Raw genomic sequence first — 24,840 nt, 5'->3', positions numbered from 1 at the left:
ACGTTTTGGCCTCCAGGGCTGGCGGCCAAACCTCCAGCAAACTTACCGGACCATGCGTGCCTTCAGCCTACATGTTGGTGTGGCTAGTGAGGCGGCCGGTTGAAATCCCTCCGAGACATCATTCCGGCGCGGGTGCGAATCCGCGTCAGAGGGCGTAAAACCTTTTGCGCCCCCAGCCAAACCTCACTGCTCTACCAACAAGATGAGCGCGAGCATCTTAACGCAGAAATCAGAAGAGAAAACCCGAGTAGCCAAGGTTATTCTGCGGCTACGCCTGAACCTTTGTAAAACCGTATTTCTGACAATGTTTATTGACAGACCTGAATTCAGTTACATGCGTTGGACGTTCCGAAAAAACCTCGCACATCACGCTAAACCTTCGTTGCACTGACGGGAGAAACTCAATACCATGCGCGGACATGTTGGTGTGGCTAGTGAAGCACATGGCCTCGGCTCCAAACCGAGGATTGAAAAACCGCCCCGCGAAGGCGGTTTTTTTTCGTCTGCGTTTTGTGGTCCCACCCCATCCAGGACACATTGCCTGACTCGATCCCCCTGCGCACCTGCACAAATCTTCTAAACACTCTCCTCCTCCACGCGGTACTTTAGAAACGCCCCTGCTCAACCGCCCTATGGAGTCCTCCCATGGACAAACGCAACTGGATCTCTCTCTCCCAGGATGTCGATACCGGGATCGAGTCGATTCGTGCGCATTTCCGTGGCCATGCTTACGATCCGCACTGGCATGACAGCTTTCTCGTCGGCGTTACCGAGCAAGGGGTCCAGCAGTTCAATTGTCGCCGGGTGCGTCATCGCAGTACGCCGGGGCATGTGTTTCTGCTTGAGCCGGGAGAAATCCACGATGGCCATGCGCCGACCGAGGATGGCTTTACCTACTCGATGCTGTACCTCGATCCGCACTGGCTGGAGCGCGAATTGCACGCGCTGTTCGAAGAGGCACCGGCCGACAGTCAGCCAGGCTTTGCCGACACCCTGAGCCACGATCCGCGCCTGTCGACGGCGATCGTGCAAGCCTTCCACGCGTTACATGACGGCGATCTGCGCATCGTCCGGCAGACTGCGCTGGATGGCCTGCTGGCGTCCCTCACCCGCCACCTTGACTGGCGCAAGCGTCAGGACTTCGATCCGCGCCTGCCACTGGTTGCGCAGGTTGCGCGCGACTATCTGCATGCCCATACCTACGAAGACATCGGCCTCGACGACCTAGCGCAAGCCTGTGGTGTCGATCGTTTTCGCTTGACCCGCGCGTTCAAGGCCGCTTTCGGTCTGGCACCCCACGCCTACTTGATCCAACTGCGCCTGGCCAAGGCGCGGCAATTGCTCGCGCGCGGCGAGACACCAGCGCAGGTGGCCAGCGTGCTTGGTTTTGCCGATCAGAGTCATCTGGGGCGCTGGTTCCGCCGCGCCTATCAACTGACCCCGGCGGACTACCGCAAACGCTGCTCAAATCTTCCAGACTGAGGCCTGCCCACTGACGATCATGGTGTCCTGTTTCGACTTTCAGGAATCTGCACCATGGCTTCTTTACTGCCCTTTCTGCTGTTTGCTTTCGTTGCCTCGATCACGCCGGGGCCGACCAATATTCTGGTGCTGAGCCACAGTTCGCGGCGCGGATTGATTGCCACGTTGCCGATCATTTTTGGCGCCTGTGCGGCGGCGGCGCTGATTGTGCTGGTGGTCGGGCTCGGCGCTGGCGAAACCCTGTTGCGCTTTCCGCGCGTGCAGCAAGCGATGGCCTGGGCTGGCGTGCTCTGGTTGAGCTGGCTGGCGTGGCAGATCTTTCGCAGCCCGCCGCCATCGCTGGACCCGAAATCCGCGCAGGAACAAGGCTTGAGCGTCTTCGGCGCGGCGCTGCTGCAACTGGTCAATCCGAAGGTGTGGATGATGGCTGTGGCGGTGGTCAGCGTATTCGTTGGCGGCGGCGACAAGACGCTGCGCCTGCTGCTGTTGTCGCTGGCATTTCTGCTGGTGTCGCTGCCGTGCATGACGCTCTGGGCGCTGCTCGGCGTCGGCAGCGCGCGGTTGCTCAGCTCACCGCAAGCGTTCAAGCGAATGAACGCGGCACTGGCCCTTCTTCTGCTGCTCTCGGCCTGGCTAGCCGTATTGGTCTAATGCCCGGTGGCTTGCCGGTATTCGCGTGGTGTAAACCCGGTCGAGGCCTTGAACTGACGGGTGAAAGCGCTGTGATCGGTGTAGCCGCATTGCAGCGCAACCTCGGTAATCGGCAAGTCGCTGTGCAGCAATCGATGCGCGTGTTCCAGGCGGACCTTCTGAATCATCTGCCGTGGTGTCAGGTGGAAAACGCGTTTGCAATAGCGCTCCAGTTGCGCCACGGATATCCCGGCGATCCGCGTCAGTTCACCCAGCGTCACCCGCGCGTTGAAGTTGCCGCGGATGTATTCATCGACCGCCGCCAGGCGCTCGAACGCCGGATGGGTTTCGCTGGCTGATTGCAGATCCACCGAGATCCCCACCAGGCCGATGATGGTCCCGTCACGGTTGTAGATCGGCCGCTTGTGGGTCAGGCACCAGCCCGGTTCGCGACTGCCATACAGGTGCAGTTCGAGCTGATCCTCCAACACGAAACCTTCCTCCAGCACCTTGCGATCCTGCTCGGTATAACCCGGGCCCAACTGCGCCGGGAACACCTGCGCACTGGTTTTGCCGAGCAACGGGCACAGGTCCTTCAAGCCACAACGCTGCACCAGCGTACGGTTGGCCAGCACATAGCGCGCTTGCAGATCCTTGATGAAGATCGCCGCATTGGGGATCACATCGAGTATCGGCAACAGCTGCGCGGCACCGGCGACCATCTCTTCGAGGGTCTGCGGACGCAGGCCGTCAGTGCCTTGGCACAGGATCGAAAACCCAGGCTGCATGAAAAATCTCCATTGCGATGAAGCGCCAGAAACGCCGTCCGCCAGCAGATTGCAGCAACGTCGCGGCCCTGTCGAGGCCGCGCATTCATCGGCGCCATTGTGCCGAATTCGTCATCGATCCCGGCATAAAACATCAATCGCCGCCGCCGTCGACCCGTGCAAAGTCTGCTCGTCCCCGTGACACAACTGCCTATCCAATAACTCACAAGAAGGCGATGCCATGTCAGGCCAAGGCAAGTTCAAAAAACAGCTTTCATTGATCGACCTCACCTTTATCGGACTCGGCGCGATTTTCGGCTCCGGCTGGTTGTTCGCCGCCAGCCATGTCTCGGCGATTGCCGGTCCGGCGGGGATTTTTTCCTGGTTGCTGGGCGGTTTCGCCGTGTTGCTGCTGGGCATCGTCTACTGCGAACTGGGCGCGGCATTGCCCCGTGCCGGCGGTGTGGTGCGCTACCCGGTTTATTCCCACGGCCCGCTGCTCGGCTACCTGATGGGCTTCATTACGCTGATTGCGTTTTCCAGTCTGGTGGCGATCGAAGTGGTCGCCTCGCGCCAATACGCGGCGGCGTGGTTTCCCGGCTTGACCAAGGCTGGCAGTGGCGATCCGACGATCCTCGGCTGGCTGGTGCAGTTCGGCCTGCTCTGCGTGTTTTTCCTGCTCAACTACCGCAGCGTGAAGACCTTCGCCAAGGCCAACAATCTGGTCAGCGTGTTCAAATTCATCGTGCCGCTGCTGGTGATCGGCGTGCTGTTCACCTTCTTCAAACCGGAGAACTTTCAGGTTCAGGGATTCGCTCCATTCGGCCTGTCCGGTGTGGAGATGGCCGTCTCCGCTGGCGGGATTATTTTTGCTTATCTGGGCCTGACGCCGATCATTTCCGTCGCCAGCGAAGTGAAGAATCCACAGCGCACCATTCCCATCGCGCTGATTCTTTCGGTGCTGCTGTCGACCCTGATTTACGTGCTGCTGCAAATGGCCTTTCTCGGCAGCATCCCGACGGAAATGCTCGCCAACGGCTGGGCGGGTATCAGCAAGGAATTCGCCCTGCCCTATCGCGACATCGCCCTGGCGCTCGGTGTCGGCTGGCTGGCGTATCTGGTGGTCGCCGATGCGGTGATCTCGCCGAGCGGCTGCGGCAACATCTACATGAACGCCACGCCGCGAGTGATCTACGGCTGGGCGCAGACCGGCACCTTCTTCAAGGTCTTCACCCACATCGATGAAAAGTCCGGCATCCCGCGTCCGGCGCTGTGGCTGACCTTCGCCCTGTCGGTGTTCTGGACCCTGCCATTCCCGTCGTGGGAAGCGCTGATCAACGTGGTCTCCGCCGCGCTGGTGTTGAGCTATGCGGTGGCGCCTGTATCGGTTGCGGCGCTGCGGCGCAATGCGCCGGACATGCCGCGCCCGTTCCGGGTCAAGAGCATGGGCCTGCTCGGGCCGGTGTCGTTCATCATCGCCGCGCTGATCGTTTACTGGTCGGGCTGGAACACCGTGTCGTGGCTGCTCGGCCTGCAAATCCTGATGTTTGTCATCTATCTGTTCTGTGGCCGCTTTGTGCCGACCGCACACCTGAGTCTGGCGCGTCAGGTGCGTTCATCGGCGTGGCTGATCGCCTTCTACGCGGTGACTATCGTGCTGTCGAAACTCGGCACCTTCGGTGGCCTGGGTATCCTCACCCATCCGTTCGACACGATCGTCGTCGCCGCTTGCGCCACCGGCATTTACTACTGGGGCGCAGCGACCGGCGTGCCTGCCCATCTGCTGCGCCTGGACGACGAGGACGAAGAAAGCGACAGCCCTGCGCCCTCGTCCACCGTCAGCGCCCGCCCTGCCGGCGCCTACTGAAATCATCCAACGGGATCTCTTCATGAAACGAGTACACGTCATTGATTCCCACACCGGCGGCGAGCCGACGCGGCTGGTGATGAGCGGCTTCCCCGAGCTGTCCGGCAACAGCATGGTCGATAAACGCGATGCCCTGCGCAGCCAGCACGATCAGTGGCGCCGCGCCTGTCTGCTCGAGCCGCGTGGCAACGATGTTCTGGTCGGCGCGCTGTATTGTCCGCCGGTGTCGGCAGACGCCACCTGCGGGGTGATCTTCTTCAACAACGCCGGATACCTGGGCATGTGCGGCCACGGCACCATCGGCCTGATCAATTCGTTGCAGCATCTGGGGAAAATCCAGCCGGGCGTACACAAGATCGACACGCCGGTGGGGCAAGTCAGCGCGACTTTGCATGACGATGGCTCGGTCACCCTGGGCAACGTGCCCGCCTACCGCTATCGCAAACAGGTACCGGTGGAGGTGCCGGGTTATGGCCGCGTGGTCGGCGATATCGCCTATGGCGGCAACTGGTTTTATCTGGTCTCCGAGCATGGCCAGAGGTTAACGATGGACAACGTCGAACACCTGACCGCGTACACCTGGGCGATGCTCAAGGCGCTGGAAGATCAGGGCATTTTTGGCGAAGACGGCGCGGTCATCGACCACATCGAACTGTTCGCCGATGACGATCGGGCCGACAGCCGCAACTTCGTCATGTGTCCCGGCAAAGCCTACGACCGCTCACCGTGCGGCACCGGCACCAGCGCCAAACTTGCCTGCCTGGCCGCCGACGACAAGTTGCAAGCGGGCGCGCCATGGATCCAGGCGAGCATTACCGGCAGCCAGTTCGAAGGGCGCTTCGAATGGGAGGGCGAACGCATTCGCCCGTTCATCACCGGCCGCGCCTACATGACCGCCGACAGCACCTTGCTGATCGACGACAGCGACCCGTTCGCGTGGGGCATCTGAGCCGCCACGCCGATTTTTCACTTCGAATCAAACGAAATGCCAAGGAGTTGAATCATGAGCGACAACATCTTCACCGGCTGCATGCCGGCCCTGATGACCCCATGCACCGCCCAGCGCAAACCGGACTTCGATGCGCTGGTGGCCAAGGGACGCGAGCTGATCGATGTCGGCATGAGCGCCGTGGTCTACTGCGGCTCGATGGGCGACTGGCCGCTGCTCACCGAAGCCGAGCGTCAGGAAGGCGTGGCGCGGCTGGTCGCTGCCGGGGTGCCGACCATCGTCGGCACTGGCGCGGTGAACACCCGAGAAGCGGTTTCCCACGCAGCGCATGCGGCGAAAGTCGGCGCGCAAGGCTTGATGGTCATCCCGCGCGTGCTGTCCCGTGGCGCTTCGGCGACGGCGCAAAAGGCCCACTTCGCCGCGATCCTGCAAGCCGCACCGAACTTGCCGGCGGTGATCTACAACAGCCCTTATTACGGCTTCGCCACCCGCGCCGATCTGTTTTTCGAACTGCGCCGCGAGTACCCGAACCTGATCGGTTTCAAGGAATTCGGCGGCGGCGCGGACCTGCGCTACGCGGCCGAGAACATCACCTCCAAGGATGACGACGTGACGCTGATGGTCGGCGTCGACACGCAAGTGGTGCACGGCTTCGTCAACTGCAACGCTACCGGCGCCATTACCGGCATCGGCAACGCCCTTCCTCGCGAAGTGCTGCAACTGGTGGCGCTGAGCAAGCAGGCCGCGCAAGGCGATGCCAAGGCCAGGCGCCAGGCGCGGGAGCTGGAGTCGGCGCTGGCGGTGCTGTCCTCGTTCGACGAAGGTTGCGATCTGGTGCTGTATTACAAGCATCTGATGGTGCTCAACGGCGACAAGGAATACACCCTGCACTTCAACGAAAGCGACGTGCTGAGCGATTCGCAAAGACGCTATGCCGAGAAGCAGTATTCGCTGTTCCGTCACTGGTACGAAAACTGGTCCGCCGAGCAGAATTTCGCCTGACTACTACCTGCCGCGAGTCAAAACGATTCGCGGCAGGCCTCGCTCATTTCACAGGAAGACACCATGACTCTGACGGGCAACATGCTGATCGGCCAACAATCCGTGGCGGGTACGCGTCCGGCCTTTCGCGGGATTGATCCGGCGACCAACCAGGCACTTGAACCGCAGTTCGCCGGGGCATCAGCCGAACAGGTGGAACAGGCCTGCGCCCTGGCCTGGGCGGCGCAAGATGCGTATCGCGAAACCAGCCTGAGCGCCCGTGCGGCATTTCTCGAAAGCATTGCCGAGCACATCGAAAACCTTGGCGATGAACTGATCGAACGCGCCCACGCCGAAACCGGTCTGCCGCCTGCACGCCTTCAGGGCGAACGTGGCCGCACCTGCTCGCAATTGCGCCTGTTCGCCCGTACCGTGCGCGCCGGTGAATGGCTGGACGTGCGCGTCGACAGTGCGCAACCGCAACGCCAACCGCTGCCGCGCTCCGACTTGCGCCAGCGGCAGATTGCCTTGGGGCCGGTCGCGGTGTTCGGCGCGAGCAACTTTCCGCTGGCATTTTCCGTGGCCGGTGGCGACACCGCCGCAGCACTGGCGGCCGGTTGCCCGGTGATCGTCAAGGCGCACAGCGCCCATCCGGGCACCAGCGAACTGGTCGGCCGCGCAGTCGCGCAAGCGGTCAAAGCCTGCGCTCTGCCCGAGGGCGTGTTTTCCTTGTTGTTCGATTCTGGCTACGAAGTCGGCATCGCATTGGTCAGCGACTGGCGCATCAAAGCCGCTGGTTTCACCGGCTCGCGCACTGGCGGTCTCGCTTTGATGAAAGCCGCGCAAGCGCGGCCGGAGCCGATCCCGGTGTATACGGAAATGAGCTCGATCAACCCGGTATTGCTGTTTCCCGCCGCGCTGGAAAATCGCGCGCAGGCGTTGGCCGAAGGGTTTGTCGCGTCGCTGACACTGGGCGCCGGGCAGTTCTGCACCAACCCGGGATTGCTGATTGCCCGCAAAGGCCCGGCGCTCGACGGGTTTCTCGGCGCGGTAGCGGAACTGATCCCGCGCAGCGCGGCGCAAACCATGCTCACGCCCGGCATCTTCGGCGCCTATCAAGCAGGCGTGACCGCTCTGCAAGACAACCCCCGTGCACGCGCGATAGCGGTTGGCCAAGTCGGCAGCGGCCCGAATCAGTGTCAGACGCATGTCTTCAGCACCGATGCAGCGGATTTTCTCGACGATCAGCGTTTGCAGGCTGAGGTGTTCGGCGCGACATCGCTGATCGTGCAATGCAGCAGTGACGAAGAAATCCGTCAGGTCTGCGCCCATCTCGAAGGTCAACTGACCGCGACCCTGCACATGGATGACGCCGACCTTGCACTGGCGCGTTCGTTGCTGCCAACCCTGGAGCGCAAGGCCGGTCGCTTGCTGGTCAATGGCTGGCCGACCGGCGTGGAAGTCTGCGATGCAATGGTGCATGGCGGGCCTTACCCGGCGACCTCGGATGCGCGCAGCACCTCGGTGGGCACTGCGGCGATCCTGCGTTTCCTGCGGCCGGTGTGCTATCAGGATTTCCCCGACAGCTTGCTGCCGACGGCGCTGCAACAGACCAATCCGCTCAACCTTCGGCGCTTGCTCGATGGCCAACGGGAAGCGACACGCCATGGCGAATAATCCTTCGCACGACATCGCCGTGGTCGGCGCCGGCATCATTGGCGTGGCTTGCGCACTGCGCCTGGCCCGCCAGGGTTTGCGCGTGGTGGTCATCGATCAGCAGGAACCGGGGCATGGCGCTTCGTTCGGTAATGCCGGGCATCTGGCCACCGAGCAGGTATTTCCGATTGCAGACGTGTCGATCCTCAAGCGTTTGCCGGCCATGCTCATGGACCCGATGGGGCCGCTGCGCCTGGACTGGAAATATCTGCCGCGCGCCCTGCCGTGGTTCACCCGGTTATTGCTGAATCTGCGGCCTGAACCTTTTCAGAAAACCGTCGCCGGCCTGCGCGCGCTCAATGAAAGCAGCCTGGATGCGTGGCAGCGCTTGCTCAGCGATATCCAGCGCCCGGATCTGCTCAAGGTTGACGGCTCGTTACTGGTCTTCGAAACACCTGAATCCCGTCAGGCCATCGAAGCTTTGCAGGCACGGCTGCATCAGCAGCAGGTGCCGGTGGATTACTGGCAGGCGGGGGCGATCCGCGAAACGGCGCCGCAGCTCAGCGAACAGATTCAGGGCGGACTGTTTTTCCCGCGCACCGGGCATTTCCTTGATCCCTATCGGGTGGTCTGCGCACTGGTCGAAGCGGCTCGCAGCAGCGGCGTGAGTTTTCTCCAGCAGCAGGTTCAGGGCGGCTACGTGCAGGAAAACGGTGTGCTGTTAGTCACCGGCAATGGCGGCGTAACAGCCGCTCGAGTGTTACTGGCCTGCGGTGCGCATTCGGCAAAACTCACCGCCGCTCTGACCGGCAAGCAAGTACCGTTGGACACCGAACGTGGCTATCACCTGATGCTGCCGCACGAGCATGATCGCCTGCCCTTCCCTGTCACCTCGCTGGAACGCAAATTCATCATGACGCCGATGCGCGAAGGCCTGCGCTTGGCCGGCACGGTCGAGTTCGCCGGGCTGGAGCGGCCAGCGAATATGGCACGCGCCTGGCAGTTGCAGCGCCTGAGCCAAGGTCTGTTTCGCAAGGACCTGAACGCTGATGGCGCGACGCCGTGGATGGGCTTTCGCCCGTCGCTGCCGGATTCGCTGCCGGTGATCGATCAGGTTTGCGACGGCAAGGTCCTGCTTGCCTTTGGTCATCAGCATCTGGGCCTGACTCAAGCGGCGCTGACGGCGGAATTGATCGGGCAGATGGTCTCAGGCGCCGCTCTCGCGTTGCCAAATGTCGATGCCTACCGACTGGCGCGTTTCTAAGCGTGCTTCAGCGCGTCGCCGTGATGCATGGCCAGGTGGCCGGTCTTGTCGCTCTTGATCTCGTATTGCGGCGCATCTTTCGAGGCCGGCCGGTGGCGGCCCATGAATTCGGTATCGCGGGTGTGCACCTTGACCACTTTGCCGTGAATCTCGCCGGCCTCGGATTTCCAGCGCACCGCATCGCCGACTTTGAATGAACTGCTCATCATTGCCTCCTCGCCTCTGGCTGTTGGTTTATGGAGCCGCGCGCGTCGGAGAAATTCCGCTTTTTTACGAGGCGACCGAAGGCAGGCAAAAAAATCGAACGGCGAAAATCGCCCGCACCTCCAACCTGCACAAGCCGTAGAAAACGGCCATTGCGAGGTGTCAGATGAACAACGATCAAGGCAAGCAAGGTGACGATCCGCTCCCAACCACGCCCGACCCGCTGAGTCCGGGGCGTACCGAGGTCGATCCGATGAAGGAACGCGGCATCGACGAGCTACCCGACAACGAAGGCGAAATCCCGCTGGATGATGACGACACCGGTCTGGATCCGGAGCGGGTACGTCAGGAAACCGATAACGCCGAGATGGACGACCAGCCCAATCCGCGTTGAGCCTGAAACGGCAGCCATACGGCTGCCTTTCGGTTGCGCAATCAACAGCAGAATCAGGCAAGCATTTCACAGAAATGCACTACCTCGCGCTCCGACCCAGGCGCAACAATGGGCGTCCGACAACCCCATGGAGGATGCTCACATGCTCGTACAAGCCTACGGCGCCCACGCTGGCGACAAACCTCTTGAGCCCATGCAGATCAACCGCCGTGCCCCGGCGGCGCACGACGTGCAGATCGATATCGCCTTCTGCGGCATCTGCCATTCCGACCTGCATCAGGTGCGAGCCGAATGGGCTGGTACGCAATTCCCTTGCGTGCCCGGCCATGAAATCGTCGGCCGCGTCTCGGCGGTTGGCGATCACGTCAAAAACTACAAGGTCGGCGATCTGGTCGGTGTCGGCTGCATCGTCGACAGCTGCCAGCACTGCGATGACTGCGAATCCGGTCTGGAAAATTACTGCGACGGCATGATCGGCACCTACAATTTCCCGACCCCGGACGCACCGGGCTGGACCCTCGGCGGCTATTCGCAAAACATCGTCGTGCACGAGCGCTATGTGTTGCGCATCCGTCATCCCGAGGCGCAACTGGCCGCCGTCGCGCCGCTGCTCTGCGCCGGCATCACCACTTATTCGCCGCTGCGCCAATGGAACGCCGGCCCCGGCAAGAAAGTCGGCGTGGTCGGCATCGGTGGCTTGGGTCACATGGGCATCAAACTGGCCCACGCCATGGGCGCCCATGTCGTCGCATTCACCACTTCCGAATCCAAGCGTGAAGCGGCCAAGGCACTGGGCGCGGACGAAGTGGTGGTGTCGCGCAATGCCGAAGAAATGGCGGCACACACCAAGAGTTTCGACTTCATCCTCAATACCGTCGCAGCGCCGCACGATCTCGACGCCTTCCTCGTGCTGCTCAAGCGTGATGGCGCGTTGACCCTGGTCGGTGCGCCTGCCTCGCCGCATCCGTCGCCGAACGTGTTCAACCTGATCACCAAGCGGCGCACCATTGCCGGTTCAATGATCGGCGGCATTCCCGAGACTCAGGAAATGCTGGATTTCTGCGCCGAGAACGGCATCGTTTCCGACATCGAGTTGATCCGCGCCGACCAGATCAACGAGTCCTACGAGCGCATGCTCAAGGGCGACGTGAAATACCGCTTCGTCATCGACAACGCAACGCTCGCCGGCTAAGCGCCAACGTCCATCGGCAGCGACATGCTGCCGATGGCTCGGGGACTCTATCGGCGCGATTTGACAGCGCCCACGTTGCTCGCCACAGTCGCACCCCTTTTTCCACCGTTGGGTGAATAGGGGTCGCCGTTGAACCAACAGACATTGTCCATGCGCCTGGAGCGCGTCGCTGCCCACGTGCCGGTCGGCGCGCGGCTGGCGGATATCGGCTCGGATCACGCCTATTTGCCGGTTGCCCTGATGCGCCGAGGCCTGATTACAGCGGCGGTGGCTGGCGAGGTCGCGCGCACGGCATTTCACGCGGCGCAACGCACCGTCAATGACAACGATCTGCAGGGGCAGATCAGCGTGCGTCTGGCCGATGGCCTGGCGGCGATCAGGCCTGACGACGGCATCAGCGCCATCACCCTGTGCGGCATGGGCGGCGAAACCATTCGCGATATTTTCGACAGTGGCAAGGCCCATCTCAGTGGCCACGAACGCTTGATCCTGCAACCCAACGGCGGCGAGCAAGCGCTGCGCCAGTGGTTGATGGATGACGGCTACCGCATCGTTTGCGAAGAAGTGCTGCACGAGAACCGCTTCGACTACGAAATTATCGTTGCCGAGCGGGCCTCTGATCCGGTGACTTACGATGCCAGGGAACTGTTTTTCGGACCGCTGCATCTGCAGGCACGCTGCCCGGCATTTCTGCACAAATGGCAACGCAGGCTGAGTCAGCGGCAGAAGACGTTGGGGCAGTTTACGCGAGCGCAACAGGCGTTGCCGGAGGATAAAATTCTTGCGCTGAAGCAAGAGATGCAGTGGATCAGTGAATTGCTCGGGTGACTGTGCCGCCGTCTTCGCGAGCAGGCTCGCTCCCACAGGAAATTGCATTTCTCCTGAGGGAACACGGTCAACTGTGGGAGCGAGCCTGCTCGCGAAAGCGGTGGGTCAAGCTACACAGCAACCAAGTTGGCCGCAGCCGTCGGAAAAACAAAAAGCCTGCTGTTAAAAGCAGGCTTTTTCGTGGGTGGTGAACTTACTTCTGCTGCGTCAGCGCCGAGTAGCTGTTCATCAGGTTGCGGTAGTTAGGAATGCGCTGCGACAACAGATTGCCCAGGCCTTCAATGTCGTTGCGCCAGTCGCGGTGCAGTTCGCAGGCCACCGAGAACCAGTTCATCATCTGCGCGCCAGCCTGAGTCATGCGGCTCCATGCGGCTTGCTGCACGGTCGTGTTGAAAGTGCCGGACGCATCGGTGACCACGAACACATCAAAACCTTCCGCCAGCGCCGACAGGGTCGGGAACGCTACACACACATCCGTGACCACACCGGCAATGATGATCTGCTTGCGCCCGGTGGCCTTGATCGCCTTGACGAAGTCCTCGTTGTCCCAAGCGTTGATCTGGCCTGGACGAGCGATGTACGGCGCGTCCGGGAACATCTCTTTCAGCTCCGGTACCAGCGGGCCGTTCGGGCCTTGTTCGAAGCTGGTGGTGAGGATGGTTGGCAGGTCGAAGAACTTGGCCAGATCCGCCAGCGCCAGCACGTTGTTCTTGAACTCGTTCGGCGAGAAGTCCTGCACCAGCGAGATCAGACCGGTCTGGTGGTCAACCAGCAGCACGATAGCGTCGTCTTTGTTCAGGCGGTTGTAGGTTGGAGTGGTCATGGTGTGCGTCCCTTTTCAAGTTTGGAGTTTTGTTGTTGCGTTCAAGTTGGGTACAGATTACTGACGCACAGCAAAGGGATAAATCGGCTGAAAAGCGTTTCACCGTCCACTCAAACGGGACAATCATTCGAGGCTCGCTCTGATTAGATACACCGCAGTACAAATGATGTACCTCAGCCCCCATTTATCAACTCCGCGCAACTTCCTAAAGTCTCCTCCAACAGCCACCCGCCATCCCGACGGGCCAGCGACAGAGGAAATCATCATGAGCACATCGAAAAAAGTAGTTGTCATCACCGGCGCCTCGCAAGGCATTGGTGCAGGTCTGGTCGAAGGCTTTCGCGCCCTTGGCCATCAAGTGGTCGCTACCTCGCGCTCGATCAAAGAGTCGAGCGACCCGGATGTCCTGACCGTCGCCGGCGACATTGCCGATCCGCAAACCGCCGAGCGCGTGATTCGCGCCGCTGTCGCCCGCTTCGGTCGCGTCGATACGCTGGTCAACAATGCCGGGATCTTTCTGGCCAAGCCGTTCACCGCTTACAGCCAGGCGGACTATGCCCAGGTCGTGGCGACCAACATGAGCGGCTTCTTCTACATCTCGCAACTGGCCATCGCCGAGATGGAAAAACACGGCAGCGGCCACGTCGTCAGCGTGACCACCAGCCTGGTCGATCATGCAATCGATGGCGTGCCTTCGGTATTGGCGTCGCTGACCAAGGGCGGCATCAACGCCGCGACCAAATCCCTGGCCATCGAGTACGCCAAGCGCGGGATTCGGGTCAACGCCGTGTCGCCGGGCATCATCAAGACGCCGATGCACGCCGAGGAAACCCATCAGGCATTGGGCAGCCTGCATCCGGTCGGCCACATGGGAGAAATCGACGACATCGTGCAAGCGATCCTCTACCTCGACGGGGCAAATTTCGTCACTGGCGAGATCCTGCATGTCGACGGTGGCCAGAGCGCCGGTCATTGATCGAAACCTTGCAACGCCGCCGGTGGATACCGGCGGCGTCGTTGGTTGTGGTACACAGAGGATGAACGTCCGTCGATCCTCGGTGCGAGCCACAATGAAACGCCATTTTGAAGATTTGCAGTTAGGCAGTATCGAACTGTTCTGCCTGGCCGCCGAAGCCGGCAGCTTCACCGCCGCCGCGCAACTCGCCGGGGTCACGCCGGCCGCGGTGAGCCGGTCGATTCTGCGTCTGGAGCAACGCCTGGGTTCGCGACTGTTTGCCCGCACCACGCGCAGCATTCGCCTCACCGACGCTGGCCGCAGCTTCTTCGAACAATGCAGCCAGGCGCTGACGCAGCTGGTCGAAGCGCAGCAGGAAGTCATGGGCGCGCAGACTTCGCCATCGGGTCGACTGCGCATCAGCCTGCCAACCACCTACGGGCATCACCGCATCCTGCCGCTGCTACCGAAATTTCGCGCGTTGCACCCCGAGGTCACGGTCGACGTGCACTTGGGCAATCGCAATATCGACTTCGTTGAAGAGGGCTACGACCTGGCGATACGCGTGCGCGCGCAACCGGACTCGACCCTGATCGCGCGCTTGCTGGAAGACGCCGCCCTGGTGGTGGTCGCCGCCCCCGAATATCTGCATAGAGCCGGCACGCCGCAGACCCTCGACGATCTCATCGCGCATGAGTGCATCCAATTCGAATTGCCCAGCAGCGGGCGGCGGATTTCCTGGCTGTTTCAGGAAAACGGCCGAGACCTGGAAGTGATTTCCGACGGTGGCTATTCCTGTTCCGACGATGTGCTCGGCGGTGTGACGCTGGCCAGGCACGGCGCCGGGCTGTTTCAGACTTACCGTTTCATCGTCGAGCAAGAACTCGCCGATGGTCGCCTGATTGAAGTGCTGCAACCGTACGCCGGACGTTCGCGCCCCTACACCCTGCTCTACCCGCACGGCCGCTATGTGCCGCAACGGGTGCGGGCATTTGTGGATTTTCTGCTGGGGTTTCGTGAGCAATGGGCGAGACCCGCGCGGTAATCAACCGGTCTGACGCAGGCGGCTAAGTTCCTTGGACGGCGGGCAGCCGAACTGGCGGTTGTATTCGCGGCTGAACTGCGAAGCGCTTTCGTAGCCTACGCGGTAACAGGCGCTGGACACGTCCAGCCCTTCATTGATGATCAGCCGCCGCGCCTCTTGCAGGCGCAGCTGTTTTTGATATTGCAGCGGGCTCATGGCGGTGACGGCTTTGAAGCGGTGATGCAGCGCTGAATTGCTGAGGTTGGCCACCTGCGCCAGCGCGTCGATACGCAGCGGCTCAGTGAAATTCTTGTTCAGCCAGTCGATGGCCCGCGTGACCCGGTGGGTCTGCGAATCGTTGACGGCGATTTCATACAGCAGATGCCCGTGCTGGCCGCGCAGCAGGCGGTAATACAGCTCGCGCAAAGCCATCGGCGCGAGCATGCCGATGTCGCGTGGATTATCCAGCAGGCGCACCAGACGCAGCATGGTATCGAGCAATGTCACGTCGATCTTGTCGAGAAACATGCCGCGCCCGGCGTCCTGTGGCATGCCGGTCAGCGGCGATTCGGCTATCAGTTGCGTCAGTTGCGCCGGATCGAAATCCAGCCGTACGCAAAAATACGGCGCCTCGGGCGAGGCTTCGATCACCCGTCCCGACACCGGCAATGTCACCGACACCACCAGATAATTCAGCGGGTCGTAGAGGAAGCGTTCGTCACCCAGCCCGACTTCCTTGCGCCCCTGCACGATCAGGCACAGCGCTGGCCGGTGCACAACGTGAATCAGCTCGGTCGGGCCATCGAGACGGATCACGTGCAGCGGCGCAATCGCCGTTTCGTAGGTGCCTGGCGCATCGAAGCGTTGAGTCAGCAAGCGCACCAGTTCGGCGCGATACACCGCCGTGTCGTGGAGGATGGAAGCGTCGTGGTTATCCATGCAAGGGGCCTCGAAAGCAGACGAAGGTGGGTCAACTGCGGAGGAAGATTAGCCAGTTTTATCCAGCGGCGACTAGATCAAAGATGCTGCAGATTTGCCTGATTCTGCGTGCTCGTCTTACTGGCAAAGCCATGGGCGCGTTATCACACGCGCCCTTGGCTTCTCACCCGACTATCAACCCGCCGTTACCGTCATGCCGCCATCGGCCATGACCACCGAGCCGACCATGAAACTGGCGCGGTCGGAGGCGAGGAAGGTGACGATCTCGGCAATTTCCTCCGGCTGCGCCGCCCGACCGATTGGCGCCGCTTCGCCGTGCTGCGCGAGGAAGCCCGGGCCGTCCTCGACCACGTCATTGAGGATGTTAGTCACCACATCGCCGACGCCGATGGCATTGACGCGAATGCCGTGCTCGATGACTTCCAGGGCCAGCGTGCGGGTCAATTGTGCCAGCGCACCTTTGGAAGCGGTGTAGGCGGCAATGGTCGGAAAGGCAAAGTACGACGCATAGGAAGCGATATTGACGATCGCACCGGACTTGTTCGGGATCATCGCCTTGACCGCTTCGCGGCAGTGCAGGAAGGCGGCCGTGGCATTGACTGCCTGGATCTTTTCCCAGTCGTCGCGGCTCATGTCGATCACGGCTTTGTTGATGATGATCCCGGCATTGTTGACCAGAATATCCAGGCGCCCGAACTGCTCGACGGCAAGGCCGACTGCGCGTTCGGCGGCGCCGTCCTCGGTGATGTCCGCCACCAGCGGCACCAGATCGGGACGAGCCAGTGCTTCGACAGCCGGGTTGAGGTCTTCGGCAATCACCTTGGCGCCGCGAGCGTGCAGCATCAGCGCAATCGCCTTGCCGATGCCACTGGCCGCGCCAGTGACCAGTGCAACTTTACCGGCGACTTCTTGTGGCAGGGTGTGGTTGAAATCAGTCATGGTTTTAACTCCTCGATAGCGAATCGGTGTTGCGCCTGATGGCGCGGTCGTAAACACGCCTTCACTGTCGCGCACTGTCCCCCACCGGGCTTTCGGGCGATTGCCGGGACTGTCGGAGTTTTGCGCTGGAATTTCCTGCCCGCCCGCCCTAACCTGCAAAATCATTCACAGCCAAAGCTTTTGATGGAGCGTCCTGTGCCCTCTGCCAGCCCCGCTAAACCGACAATCAGCCAGCCCGCGCGCATCGCCGCCGAAGCCATGCCCGAGCATTTACCTGGTGTTGCAGAAACGACCACACCGCGGCCGCAGATCAAGGATGCAGTGGTGCAGCTGTTCCGCCATCAAACTCTGCTTGAGCCGATCCGCGTGCCATGCGTGGCCGAACCGCTGCTGGTGCTGGTACTGGCCGGCACTGCCCGGGTCGAGGAACGTTCGTTGGGTGGAGAATGGCAGGCGAGCCAGGTCACGGCGGGCGACTTCTTCCTGACCAACACCCCCGAACCTTATGAAATGCGCTGGCAGACCAAAGGTTGCGAGGTCTTCGAAGTCATGCACCTCTACCTCGGCCTGGGCCTGATCGAACAAGCGGCGCGCGAAGCATTCGGCGAACAGGCCGGTGCAGTGACGTTTGTCGATGTGTCCGGTGCGCGTGACGAGCAGGTCAGCTTCATCCTTGAGCAACTGCGCATCGAACTCACACAACAGCGCCAGCCCAGTGCACTGCTGGTGCACAGCCTGGCTCAGGCGTTGGCGATCCATTTGCTGCGTCATTATCTCGACCCCGACAGCAACCCGCGCCGCGACAACGCTCTGCCCGCCTACAAACTGCGCCGGGTGATCGAAGCCATGAATGCGCATCTGGTGGAGGATTTCAGCCTCAGTCATCTGGCCGCCATCGCCGGGCTGAGCGACTACCACTTCAGCCGCACCTTCAAGCGAGCCACCGGTTTGTCGCCCTCGCAATACTTCATCCGCCTGCGCATGAGCCGCGCGCGTCATCTGTTACTGGAAACCGCCCACAGCGTGATCGACATCGGCCTGGAGGTTGGCTACTCCAGCCCCAGCCATTTTTCCCAAGTGTTCCGCCGCGAAGTTGGCGTCACGCCTAGTGACTACCGCGATGCGCCACGCGGGGCCTGAAAACCTGTCGAAAAGCGATGCAGCAGAATTGGGCAAATCCCGTGGAGGAATCGATTAATAGCCCATGAGCCGCCGCACTTAATCTTCTTCCAAGCCCACTCACGGGTACCCAGAAGAGGACGACATCATGCTGAACATTCAAGACAAAGTGATCGTGATTACCGGCGCCAGCAGCGGCATCGGCGAAGCCACCGCACGCCTGCTCGCCGAACGTGGCGCCAAAGTGGTGTTGGGCGCACGGCGCACCGAGCGTCTGGCCGTGATTACCGAAGAGATCAACGGCGCCGGTGGCCACGCGCAGTTCCGCGCACTGGACGTCACCGATCAGCAGGATGTGCAGCGCTTCGTCGATTTTGCCGTGGAGCACTACGGCCGCGTCGATGTGCTGGTCAATAACGCCGGGGTCATGCCGTTGTCGCGGCTGGACGCGCTGAAGGTCGATGAGTGGAACCGCATGATCGACGTCAACATCCGTGGCGTACTCCACGGCATCGCCGCCAGTCTGCCGTTGATGCAGCGCCAGCGCGCCGGGCAGATCATCAACATCGCCTCAATCGGCGCCTACGCAGTCAGCCCTACTGCGGCGGTGTACTGCGCGACCAAATACGCCGTACGGGCGATTTCCGAAGGCTTGCGTCAGGAGGTGGGCGGCGATATCCGCGTCACCGTCATCGCACCGGGCGTGACTGAATCGGAACTGGCCGAGAGCATTTCCGATGAAGGCGGCCGCGAAGAGATGAAGTCATTCCGCAAGATCGCCATCCCCGCCGAAGCCATCGCCCGCGCGATTGCCTACGCCGTTGAACAACCGGCGGACGTGGACGTCAGCGAACTAATCGTCCGCCCGACGGCGAGCCCTTACTGAGACCAGAAGTCAATCTGTGGCAGCGAGCCTGCTCGCGAAAGCGCTGGATCAGCCGGCAAGATGCTGAATGTGCTGCCGCATTCGCGGGCAAGCCCGCTCCCACAGGGTGGTTGTGGCACCACCAAATCATTGGTTAACACGGAACATTGTGGGAGCGAGCCTGCTCGCGAAAGCGGTGAGTCAGGCGAACATGATGTTGAATGTGCCGCCGCCTTCGCGAGCAAGCCCGCTCCCACTGAGGATCTGTGGCGCCACCAAATCAATGGTCAACACGGAACATTGTGGGAGTGAGCCTGCTCGCGAAAGCGGTGGATCAGTCGGCAAAGATGTTGGATGTGCCGCCGCATTCGCGGGCAAGCCCGCTCCCACAGGCTTTTTGTGGCGCCACCAAATCAATGGTCAACACGGAACATTGTGGGAGTGAGCCTGCTCGCGAAAGCGGTGGATCAGTCGGCAAAGATGTTGGATGTGCCGCCGCATTCGCGGGCAAGCCCGCTCCCACAGGCTTTTTGTGGCGCCACCAAATCAATGGTCAACACGGAACACTGTGGGAGTGAGCCTGCTCGCGAAAGCGGTGGATCAGTCGGCAAAGATGTTGAATGTGCCGCCGTCTTCGCGAGCAGGCTCGCTCCCCCAGGGGGGTGTGGCACCACCAAATCATTGGTTAACACGGAACATTGTGGGAGCGAGCCTGCTCGCGAAAGCGCTGGGTCAGGCGAATAGGATGTTGAATGTACCGCCGCCTTCGCGAGCAGGCTCGCTCACACAGGGGTTTTGTGGCACCACCAAATCAGTGGTCAACACGGAACATTGTGGGAGCGAGCTTGCTCGCGAAAGCGCTGGGTCAGGCGAATATGATGTTGGATGTGCCGCCGCATTCGCGGGCAAGCCCGCTCCCACTGAGGATCTGTGGCGCCACCAAATCAATGGTCAACACGGAACATTGTGGGAGCGAGCCTGCTCGCGAAAGCGGTGAGTCAGGCGAACATGATGTTGAATGTGCCGCCGCCTTCGCGAGCAGGCTCGCTCCCACAGGGAATCGCGGTGCCGCTGACGAAACGGGCTGGCGCTCATATCCAACCTAACGCGCCCCCGGCCCGATCAACATGCTTTCGATCTCGGCGCCGGGCATCATTTGCTGCAGGCCTTCGATGAGCTTGTCGCCGGCCTCGGTCAGCGCTTCCAGCGGCATGGCCGGCAGGCTTTCGAGGATGAACCACATGTGCTGCGCCTGCGCATCGAGGCGGGTTCGCACGCCTTGGCGCCAGTTCCAGCGCCGGCAGGTCACGCCTTGGTCATCGCGCCAGACCACTTCGCCGGCGTCCGGGAATTCATGCGCGGGCTGGCCTTCTTTTATCGTGTCGAACGGTTCGCTGCCATCGGCGACGACCAGACGCGGTGAGCCGACGTAGGCCTCGGCATTCTCGCCCCCCACGGGAATCGCGTATTCCACACTGATGGCGTTGTAAAGATCAACCACCGGATCGATGCTCGGCAACTCGCCGTCGCGCAACACCCGTTTGCGCAGAGCCTCGGCCGAGCACGGCGTGCGCTGCGGCTTGGCGCCGAACTGGCGAAACACGTCCGCCCAGGCCTGCAAGTGCGCGGGCGCCCATGCCGGACCACCGTTGGCGACGATCTGGCAGGCTTTGGCCAGTGCTTCACCGGCCACGCATGCCTTAGTAATCGGCGCCGCTTGGACGACAATACTCAGCGCTCTGAAGCCCGGCGCCAGTTGCGCAACAGCCGGATCGATTGACGGCACGACAGACAGCATCCCAGAATCCCCCTCATACCCGAATTTCAAACGATGCTAGCGATCAATGACCAAGAAAGTCAATATACCGACCGAGGCCGGTGCCGACGTCGAGACCGTCAGCGCAGCGGTTACCCGCACGCTCAAACAGGCGCGCAAACAACAGGGCATCACGCTGGACGAATTGTCCCGGCGCTCCGGCGTAAGTAAAGGCATGGTGGTCGAGATCGAGAAAGGCTCGGCCAACCCGAGCATCGCGACATTGTGCAAAATCGCCGCGGCGCTGGGCTTGTCCGTCGCAGACTTCGTCAACGTCGCCGCCACCCCGGCGGCGCATCTGATCGACAGTGAGGACATCCCCACGCTATGGACCGGTGAACTGGGCGGATCGGCACGACTGCTGGCCGGCACCAGCGGCCCGAATATGCTGGAGTTGTGGCGCTGGGAGTTGTTTCCCGGCGAGTCGTTTTCTTCGGCGGGACATCCGAATGGCACCACCGAGTTGTTTCATGTTGAGAAAGGCACGTTGCATCTGAAAGTTGGCGATGCCGAGCTGATTGTCGGGCCTGGGTGTTCGGCGGTAGCGCGGACGGATGTGGCGCATGGATATGCCAACCATGGGCGCTCGAAACTGGTTTTCACGATGTCGGTGACTGAACTGCATCAGGGTGCCAGAGAAAGCCCCTCACCCTAACCCTCTCCCCGAGGAGAGGGAACTGTCCGGGTTGACCATCACAGGGAGCATTCCCCTTGAAACCACACGATCAGCGTGACGGCGGATGCTCCGTCGAAACCGAATTGGCCGCTTCCACATCCGACATGTCTTCTTCTACAGGCGCCTCATCGTCCGGCGGCAAAGGCACCTCGGGGTTTTCGCGCTTGGGATCGTGCCCGGTCTCGTTGTCGGTGGGGCGCGTCACGGCTTGTTGCGACTGGTTGCCCGGTGCGTTTTCATCAATGCCCATGTCGGTCTCCGATGTTATTCAGCGATAGGTACCTGAACGTGTGAAATGCCCTTGCGTGACAAGTGCCCGGCAATGGACGAACGGCGTTCTGTAGAGAACGCAAAAGCCTGCTATCGAGGCAGGCTTTCGCTTTGGATTGAAGGCTTACTTCTGCTGCGTCAGCGCCGAGTAGCTGTTCATCAGGTTGCGGTAGTTGGGAATGCGCTGCGACAACAGATTGCCCAGGCCTTCAATGTCGTTGCGCCAGTCGCGGTGCAGCTCACATGCTACAGAGAACCAGTTCATCATCTGCGCGCCAGCCTGAGTCATGCGGCTCCACGCGGCTTGCTGAACAGTGGTGTTGAAAGTGCCGGACGCATCAGTCACCACGAACACATCAAAACCTTCCGCCAGTGCCGACAGGGTCGGGAACGCTACACAGACATCCGTTACGACACCGGCAATGATGATCTGCTTGCGCCCGGTGGCTTTGATTGCCTTGACGAAGTCTTCGTTGTCCCAGGCGTTGATTTGACCTGGGCGAGCGATGTACGGCGCGTCCGGGAACATCTCTTTCAGCTCCGGTACCAGCGGGCCGTTCGGGCCTTGTTCGAAGCTGGTGGTGAGGATGGTTGGCAGGTCGAAGAACTTGGCCAGATCCGCCAGCGCCAGCACGTTGTTCTTGAACTCGTTCGGCGAGAAGTCCTGCACCAGCGAGATCAGACCGGTCTGGTGGTCAACCAGCAGCACGATAGCGTCGTCTTTGTTCAGGCGGTTGTAGGTTGGAGTGGTCATGGTGTGCGTCCCTTTTCAAGTTTGAAGTTTTGTTGTTGCGTTCAAGTTGGGTACAGATTACTGACGCACAGCAAAGGGATAAATCGGCTGAAAAGCGTTTCACCGTCAACTCAAAGAGGACAATGCCACGAGTCGAAATGCTAGGCGGCTAATCCGGCGGAACGGCGCCATGCTATGCTCCGACAGAGAAAACGAGGGGTTAACAATGAGCGAATCAGCCACTGACAGCGTCGCGAGCGAAGTATGCAAGCTTGCAGAAAAACACCGCATTGGCGCCGAGCGTGACGGCCTGAGCCGCATGGCGGCAACGATAACGCAACTGGCTGGTGATGCCGTCGAGCTGGATAATGTTGAGCAGTTGCTGGTTAATCTGAAGCGAAAGGGTGTGTTGAACAAGGCAGAAATCATGGCCTTGCAAGGACGTTACCTTCAGGAAAAAAGGCGTTCGAAAAAGCAGCTCAGCGCATGACATTCGACCCCTTCGGCGATTTCGAAACTGAAGGCTACCTTCGCAACTCGCTCAAGCTGAAAGACCCGGTTGAAGTAAAGGAATCGGAACATCTCTCTTTCGAAGCCAGTATCGAAGACGCCCTTGCTCATCTGGCAAAAAAGAGATCCATCGACTATCAAGCGATACTCAAAACTCATGAAATCCTGTTTGCCGGTTTCTACCCATGGTCAGGCAAAGACAGGAATGAGCTTGTTCCCCACCTCGCGGTTTTCAAAGGATCAAAAGAAGATCCGCATCACACACCTTTCGAGCGACCTGAGCTGATCAAAAGATCCGTCGAATATGCGCTGGAGCTCGCTACAAACAAAAAACGCTTCCGCGAGCGCCCCGGCGAGGTGATGGGCCAATTGGCTTTCGCTCATCCGTTTCTGGATGGTAATGGGCGGACCATCCTGCTCGTTCACATGGAACTGTGCTATCGAGCCAAGTTCGCCATCGATTGGTCGAAGACCAACAAAGATGCGTATTTACGGGCGCTCAGCGACGAGATCCGCGATCCTTCCAGAGGCTACCTGGACGACTATCTGAAGCCCAACGTCGTAGACATCTCAAGCCGTGAGGAATGGCCCGAAGTGATTGGCGGTATCAAAGGGTTGGACGGTTTGGACAAGGAAGGAATCGTCTATGCGAATCTGGACAATCCCGACATTCAGCAACTGTATGAAACCTACAGAACGCAGCCAATAAAGTGACCACGAAGCCTGCTGTTAAAAGCAGGCTTTATTTGTCTGGCGGCCTGCGCGACGCAGACCTGCTTACGCGCCCTGACGACTCAAGCTGAAATTCACTCAATCGTAGAACGGCTCAACCAACGCCCGACTACCGACAAAGAAACTGTCCGCCACCAGGCGCAACGGTTGCAGATCCACGTCGCTGGCCTTGTCGCTTATCAATTGCTGGAAGTGGCGGTAGACCGCTGCGTACTCGCCCTCCTCCGAGACGCTTTGGCGCACGCCGTCGATGCTCAGCACCGCGCCGCCATTGTCCAGGCGCAGAACGCCCTCGGTGCAACGGATTTCGATGCTCCACAGTTCGTCACGGCCATGGTCGAAATCGAACTCGGCGCGTACGTCGAGCTGATGCGCATCAGACATTTTGATCGAGGCGGCAATCGGCGACTGGCAGTTGCTCGGCACGCGCAGTTCGGCGGCTTCGACAAACAGCGGCAGCGCCAGCAGGTGGGTGACGATCGACAAGGCGTTGATGCCCGGGTCGAAGACGCCGAGACCGCCCGGCTGCCAGATCCATGCCTGACCCGGATGCCACTTGCGCACGTCCTCCTTCCAGTCGATCTGCACGCTTTGCAGGGTGCGGCCGGCAAGCCAGTCGCGGGCGGCGGCGATGCCCGGTGCGTAGCGCGAGTGCCAGGCGAACAAAGCGCTGACGCCTTGTACGGCGACTTGATCGACCAGGGCCATGGCTTCGCCCAATGTCGCACAGGGAGGCTTTTCCACCAGCACGTGCTTGCCGGCCGCCAATGCCTGTTGCACCAGCGCGAAGCGCCCTTGTGGCGGCGTGCAGAAAGCAATCGCATCGACGCTCGGGCCGTTCTCGAGCAGTTCGCCCAGCGACTGGAAGTTCTCCACCCCGGCGCAAGGTTTGCCTTGGGTAGCGACCGCCACCAACTGGAACGCCGGGTTGGCGAGGATGGCGGGAACGTGTTGATCCTGGGCGATCTTGCCGTAGCCCACCAGGCCGAGACGAATCGGTTGCATTACAGACTCCTGTTGTTGTTTTGGTCTTTGCAGCGCAGCGGCAAGAGTACGTGTTTCTGCACCCGTCTCCAATCGTCATACTATTTAAATCGAGTTTGGTCGCGGCGAACGCATGGCTTATTCGTCATTTCTTCTTACACCTTTTGTCGTCCGATCCCGCACCGCGCGGCGATCGGCAGCCGGCGATCAGCCTCAGTTTGCTATCATGCGGCGCTTTTAC

The 24,840-nt window shown here is 60.9% G+C and carries 26 protein-coding genes; 17 read left to right on the top strand and 9 right to left on the bottom strand.

Translation table 11 applies throughout. The features are described from left to right. Positions 1 to 645 precede the first annotated feature (645 nt). Together OC605_RS18290 and OC605_RS18285 are read left to right on the top strand one after the other, a co-directional pair. Positions 646 to 1,482, top strand: coding sequence for an AraC family transcriptional regulator (locus OC605_RS18290; RefSeq protein ID WP_095179599.1), 837 nt, complete (start codon positions 646 to 648; stop codon positions 1,480 to 1,482). A 54-nt stretch (positions 1,483 to 1,536) separates the two neighbouring features. Continuing rightward, positions 1,537 to 2,133 (top strand): LysE family translocator, encoded by a 597-nt coding sequence (locus OC605_RS18285; RefSeq protein WP_262138617.1) that lies wholly within the window; start codon positions 1,537 to 1,539, stop codon positions 2,131 to 2,133. On the opposite strand, the gene OC605_RS18280 is transcribed toward OC605_RS18285, so the two are convergent. Further along, positions 2,130 to 2,900 (bottom strand): AraC family transcriptional regulator, encoded by a 771-nt coding sequence (locus OC605_RS18280; protein WP_262138615.1) that lies wholly within the window; start codon positions 2,898 to 2,900, stop codon positions 2,130 to 2,132. The genes OC605_RS18285 and OC605_RS18280 overlap by 4 nt on opposite strands. Positions 2,901 to 3,120: 220 nt before the next feature. Here OC605_RS18280 and OC605_RS18275 point away from each other — a divergent pair, with 220 nt between their 5' ends. From OC605_RS18275 to OC605_RS18255, 5 genes are all read left to right on the top strand, one after another. Beyond that, the gene (locus OC605_RS18275; protein WP_130000026.1) at positions 3,121 to 4,746 is read left to right on the top strand and encodes an APC family permease; all 1,626 of its coding nucleotides are present in this window, start codon (positions 3,121 to 3,123) and stop codon (positions 4,744 to 4,746) included. A 22-nt stretch (positions 4,747 to 4,768) separates the two neighbouring features. Next, on the top strand, positions 4,769 to 5,695 hold the full coding sequence (locus OC605_RS18270) for a 4-hydroxyproline epimerase (RefSeq protein WP_186569256.1): 927 nt from the start codon (positions 4,769 to 4,771) through the stop codon (positions 5,693 to 5,695). 54 nt (positions 5,696 to 5,749) lie between these two features. Continuing rightward, positions 5,750 to 6,697 carry a dihydrodipicolinate synthase family protein gene (locus OC605_RS18265; protein ID WP_110599051.1) on the top strand — a complete coding sequence of 316 codons (948 nt, stop codon included), beginning with the start codon at positions 5,750 to 5,752 and terminating at the stop codon, positions 6,695 to 6,697. Between the two features lie 63 nt (positions 6,698 to 6,760). Next, positions 6,761 to 8,353 carry an aldehyde dehydrogenase (NADP(+)) gene (locus OC605_RS18260; protein ID WP_262138612.1) on the top strand — a complete coding sequence of 531 codons (1,593 nt, stop codon included), beginning with the start codon at positions 6,761 to 6,763 and terminating at the stop codon, positions 8,351 to 8,353. Further along, complete coding sequence (locus tag OC605_RS18255; RefSeq protein WP_262138610.1) at positions 8,343 to 9,596, top strand: NAD(P)/FAD-dependent oxidoreductase; 1,254 nt, start codon at positions 8,343 to 8,345, stop codon at positions 9,594 to 9,596. The genes OC605_RS18260 and OC605_RS18255 overlap by 11 nt, the downstream gene beginning before the upstream one ends. Here the strand turns inward: OC605_RS18255 and OC605_RS18250 are convergent. Next, the gene (locus tag OC605_RS18250; RefSeq protein ID WP_262138609.1) at positions 9,593 to 9,802 is read right to left on the bottom strand and encodes a DUF2945 domain-containing protein; all 210 of its coding nucleotides are present in this window, start codon (positions 9,800 to 9,802) and stop codon (positions 9,593 to 9,595) included. The genes OC605_RS18255 and OC605_RS18250 overlap by 4 nt on opposite strands. A 164-nt stretch (positions 9,803 to 9,966) precedes the next feature. On the opposite strand from OC605_RS18250, the gene OC605_RS18245 reads away from it, so the two are divergent. The 3 genes from OC605_RS18245 to OC605_RS18235 all read left to right on the top strand — a co-directional run bounded on the left by OC605_RS18245 (position 9,967) and on the right by OC605_RS18235 (position 12,214). Then, on the top strand, positions 9,967 to 10,194 hold the full coding sequence (locus tag OC605_RS18245; RefSeq protein WP_110645810.1) for a hypothetical protein: 228 nt from the start codon (positions 9,967 to 9,969) through the stop codon (positions 10,192 to 10,194). Between the two features lie 142 nt (positions 10,195 to 10,336). Continuing rightward, entirely contained in the window at positions 10,337 to 11,386 is a 1,050-nt protein-coding gene (locus OC605_RS18240; RefSeq protein WP_262138606.1) for an NAD(P)-dependent alcohol dehydrogenase, read from the top strand. Positions 11,387 to 11,515: 129 nt separating this feature from the next. Continuing rightward, positions 11,516 to 12,214, top strand: a complete 699-nt coding sequence (locus tag OC605_RS18235; protein WP_316044673.1) for a tRNA (adenine(22)-N(1))-methyltransferase — start codon at positions 11,516 to 11,518, stop codon at positions 12,212 to 12,214. Between the two features lie 193 nt (positions 12,215 to 12,407). Here OC605_RS18235 and ycaC (OC605_RS18230) read toward each other — a convergent pair whose 3' ends face one another. Then, positions 12,408 to 13,037 (bottom strand): isochorismate family cysteine hydrolase YcaC, encoded by a 630-nt coding sequence (gene ycaC / locus OC605_RS18230; protein ID WP_016774235.1) that lies wholly within the window; start codon positions 13,035 to 13,037, stop codon positions 12,408 to 12,410. A 265-nt stretch (positions 13,038 to 13,302) separates the two neighbouring features. On the opposite strand from ycaC (OC605_RS18230), the gene OC605_RS18225 reads away from it, so the two are divergent. Beyond that, positions 13,303 to 14,013: an SDR family NAD(P)-dependent oxidoreductase gene (locus OC605_RS18225; protein ID WP_016774234.1), complete on the top strand. Its 711-nt coding sequence runs from the start codon at positions 13,303 to 13,305 to the stop codon at positions 14,011 to 14,013. 94 nt (positions 14,014 to 14,107) lie between these two features. Continuing rightward, positions 14,108 to 15,037 (top strand): LysR family transcriptional regulator, encoded by a 930-nt coding sequence (locus OC605_RS18220; protein WP_262138604.1) that lies wholly within the window; start codon positions 14,108 to 14,110, stop codon positions 15,035 to 15,037. Here the strand turns inward: OC605_RS18220 and OC605_RS18215 are convergent, their stop codons facing one another. Together OC605_RS18215 and OC605_RS18210 are read right to left on the bottom strand one after the other, a co-directional pair. Continuing rightward, on the bottom strand, positions 15,038 to 15,955 hold the full coding sequence (locus OC605_RS18215; RefSeq protein ID WP_217879758.1) for an AraC family transcriptional regulator: 918 nt from the start codon (positions 15,953 to 15,955) through the stop codon (positions 15,038 to 15,040). 174 nt (positions 15,956 to 16,129) lie between these two features. Continuing rightward, positions 16,130 to 16,894 carry an SDR family NAD(P)-dependent oxidoreductase gene (locus OC605_RS18210; RefSeq protein WP_056784713.1) on the bottom strand — a complete coding sequence of 255 codons (765 nt, stop codon included), beginning with the start codon at positions 16,892 to 16,894 and terminating at the stop codon, positions 16,130 to 16,132. Positions 16,895 to 17,152: 258 nt separating this feature from the next. On the opposite strand from OC605_RS18210, the gene OC605_RS18205 reads away from it, so the two are divergent. Both OC605_RS18205 and OC605_RS18200 read left to right on the top strand, forming a co-directional pair. Continuing rightward, complete coding sequence (locus tag OC605_RS18205; RefSeq protein WP_410056008.1) at positions 17,153 to 18,034, top strand: helix-turn-helix domain-containing protein; 882 nt, start codon at positions 17,153 to 17,155, stop codon at positions 18,032 to 18,034. Positions 18,035 to 18,161: 127 nt separating this feature from the next. Beyond that, the gene (locus tag OC605_RS18200; protein WP_133339911.1) at positions 18,162 to 18,899 is read left to right on the top strand and encodes an SDR family oxidoreductase; all 738 of its coding nucleotides are present in this window, start codon (positions 18,162 to 18,164) and stop codon (positions 18,897 to 18,899) included. Positions 18,900 to 19,980: 1,081 nt separating this feature from the next. On the opposite strand, the gene OC605_RS18195 is transcribed toward OC605_RS18200, so the two are convergent. Beyond that, positions 19,981 to 20,676, bottom strand: a complete 696-nt coding sequence (locus tag OC605_RS18195; RefSeq protein WP_262138600.1) for a B3/4 domain-containing protein — start codon at positions 20,674 to 20,676, stop codon at positions 19,981 to 19,983. 46 nt (positions 20,677 to 20,722) lie between these two features. Between OC605_RS18195 and OC605_RS18190 the strand changes: the two genes are divergently transcribed. Beyond that, entirely contained in the window at positions 20,723 to 21,349 is a 627-nt protein-coding gene (locus OC605_RS18190; RefSeq protein WP_262138598.1) for a helix-turn-helix domain-containing protein, read from the top strand. Between the two features lie 70 nt (positions 21,350 to 21,419). Here OC605_RS18190 and OC605_RS18185 read toward each other — a convergent pair whose 3' ends face one another. Beyond that, a complete protein-coding gene (locus OC605_RS18185; RefSeq protein ID WP_186569249.1) occupies positions 21,420 to 21,620 on the bottom strand; it encodes a hypothetical protein in 201 nt (66 codons plus the stop codon). A gap of 144 nt (positions 21,621 to 21,764) precedes the next feature. Continuing rightward, positions 21,765 to 22,394: an isochorismate family cysteine hydrolase YcaC gene (gene ycaC / locus OC605_RS18180; protein ID WP_016774235.1), complete on the bottom strand. Its 630-nt coding sequence runs from the start codon at positions 22,392 to 22,394 to the stop codon at positions 21,765 to 21,767. Between the two features lie 205 nt (positions 22,395 to 22,599). Between ycaC (OC605_RS18180) and OC605_RS18175 the strand changes: the two genes are divergently transcribed. Continuing rightward, positions 22,600 to 22,863: a hypothetical protein gene (locus OC605_RS18175; protein WP_016774224.1), complete on the top strand. Its 264-nt coding sequence runs from the start codon at positions 22,600 to 22,602 to the stop codon at positions 22,861 to 22,863. Further along, positions 22,860 to 23,597, top strand: a complete 738-nt coding sequence (locus OC605_RS18170) for a Fic/DOC family protein (protein ID WP_186569248.1) — start codon at positions 22,860 to 22,862, stop codon at positions 23,595 to 23,597. The genes OC605_RS18175 and OC605_RS18170 overlap by 4 nt, the downstream gene beginning before the upstream one ends. 96 nt (positions 23,598 to 23,693) lie before the next feature. Here the strand turns inward: OC605_RS18170 and OC605_RS18165 are convergent, their stop codons facing one another. Beyond that, positions 23,694 to 24,620, bottom strand: a complete 927-nt coding sequence (locus OC605_RS18165) for a Gfo/Idh/MocA family protein (RefSeq protein ID WP_262138594.1) — start codon at positions 24,618 to 24,620, stop codon at positions 23,694 to 23,696. Positions 24,621 to 24,840 lie beyond the last annotated feature (220 nt).

This window comes from Pseudomonas sp. Marseille-Q5117, from assembly GCF_946901175.1.
GTDB lineage: Bacteria > Pseudomonadota > Gammaproteobacteria > Pseudomonadales > Pseudomonadaceae > Aquipseudomonas > Aquipseudomonas iranensis.
This window is presented reverse-complemented; position numbering and strand designations above follow the sequence as displayed.

What these genes read in the sequence shown, in the direction of transcription:
- OC605_RS18290 (WP_095179599.1), top strand. Translation starts at nt 646, where the DNA reads ATGGACAAACGCAACTGGATCTCTCTCTCCCAGGATGTCGATACCGGG.
- OC605_RS18285 (WP_262138617.1), top strand. Translation starts at nt 1,537, where the DNA reads ATGGCTTCTTTACTGCCCTTTCTGCTGTTTGCTTTCGTTGCCTCGATC.
- OC605_RS18280 (WP_262138615.1), bottom strand. Translation starts at nt 2,900, where the DNA reads ATGCAGCCTGGGTTTTCGATCCTGTGCCAAGGCACTGACGGCCTGCGT.
- OC605_RS18275 (WP_130000026.1), top strand. Translation starts at nt 3,121, where the DNA reads ATGTCAGGCCAAGGCAAGTTCAAAAAACAGCTTTCATTGATCGACCTC.
- OC605_RS18270 (WP_186569256.1), top strand. Translation starts at nt 4,769, where the DNA reads ATGAAACGAGTACACGTCATTGATTCCCACACCGGCGGCGAGCCGACG.
- OC605_RS18265 (WP_110599051.1), top strand. Translation starts at nt 5,750, where the DNA reads ATGAGCGACAACATCTTCACCGGCTGCATGCCGGCCCTGATGACCCCA.
- OC605_RS18260 (WP_262138612.1), top strand. Translation starts at nt 6,761, where the DNA reads ATGACTCTGACGGGCAACATGCTGATCGGCCAACAATCCGTGGCGGGT.
- OC605_RS18255 (WP_262138610.1), top strand. Translation starts at nt 8,343, where the DNA reads ATGGCGAATAATCCTTCGCACGACATCGCCGTGGTCGGCGCCGGCATC.
- OC605_RS18250 (WP_262138609.1), bottom strand. Translation starts at nt 9,802, where the DNA reads ATGAGCAGTTCATTCAAAGTCGGCGATGCGGTGCGCTGGAAATCCGAG.
- OC605_RS18245 (WP_110645810.1), top strand. Translation starts at nt 9,967, where the DNA reads ATGAACAACGATCAAGGCAAGCAAGGTGACGATCCGCTCCCAACCACG.
- OC605_RS18240 (WP_262138606.1), top strand. Translation starts at nt 10,337, where the DNA reads ATGCTCGTACAAGCCTACGGCGCCCACGCTGGCGACAAACCTCTTGAG.
- ycaC (WP_016774235.1), bottom strand. Translation starts at nt 13,037, where the DNA reads ATGACCACTCCAACCTACAACCGCCTGAACAAAGACGACGCTATCGTG.
- OC605_RS18225 (WP_016774234.1), top strand. Translation starts at nt 13,303, where the DNA reads ATGAGCACATCGAAAAAAGTAGTTGTCATCACCGGCGCCTCGCAAGGC.
- OC605_RS18220 (WP_262138604.1), top strand. Translation starts at nt 14,108, where the DNA reads ATGAAACGCCATTTTGAAGATTTGCAGTTAGGCAGTATCGAACTGTTC.
- OC605_RS18215 (WP_217879758.1), bottom strand. Translation starts at nt 15,955, where the DNA reads ATGGATAACCACGACGCTTCCATCCTCCACGACACGGCGGTGTATCGC.
- OC605_RS18210 (WP_056784713.1), bottom strand. Translation starts at nt 16,894, where the DNA reads ATGACTGATTTCAACCACACCCTGCCACAAGAAGTCGCCGGTAAAGTT.
- OC605_RS18205 (WP_410056008.1), top strand. Translation starts at nt 17,153, where the DNA reads ATGCCCGAGCATTTACCTGGTGTTGCAGAAACGACCACACCGCGGCCG.
- OC605_RS18200 (WP_133339911.1), top strand. Translation starts at nt 18,162, where the DNA reads ATGCTGAACATTCAAGACAAAGTGATCGTGATTACCGGCGCCAGCAGC.
- OC605_RS18195 (WP_262138600.1), bottom strand. Translation starts at nt 20,676, where the DNA reads ATGCTGTCTGTCGTGCCGTCAATCGATCCGGCTGTTGCGCAACTGGCG.
- OC605_RS18190 (WP_262138598.1), top strand. Translation starts at nt 20,723, where the DNA reads ATGACCAAGAAAGTCAATATACCGACCGAGGCCGGTGCCGACGTCGAG.
- OC605_RS18185 (WP_186569249.1), bottom strand. Translation starts at nt 21,620, where the DNA reads ATGGGCATTGATGAAAACGCACCGGGCAACCAGTCGCAACAAGCCGTG.
- ycaC (WP_016774235.1), bottom strand. Translation starts at nt 22,394, where the DNA reads ATGACCACTCCAACCTACAACCGCCTGAACAAAGACGACGCTATCGTG.
- OC605_RS18175 (WP_016774224.1), top strand. Translation starts at nt 22,600, where the DNA reads ATGAGCGAATCAGCCACTGACAGCGTCGCGAGCGAAGTATGCAAGCTT.
- OC605_RS18170 (WP_186569248.1), top strand. Translation starts at nt 22,860, where the DNA reads ATGACATTCGACCCCTTCGGCGATTTCGAAACTGAAGGCTACCTTCGC.
- OC605_RS18165 (WP_262138594.1), bottom strand. Translation starts at nt 24,620, where the DNA reads ATGCAACCGATTCGTCTCGGCCTGGTGGGCTACGGCAAGATCGCCCAG.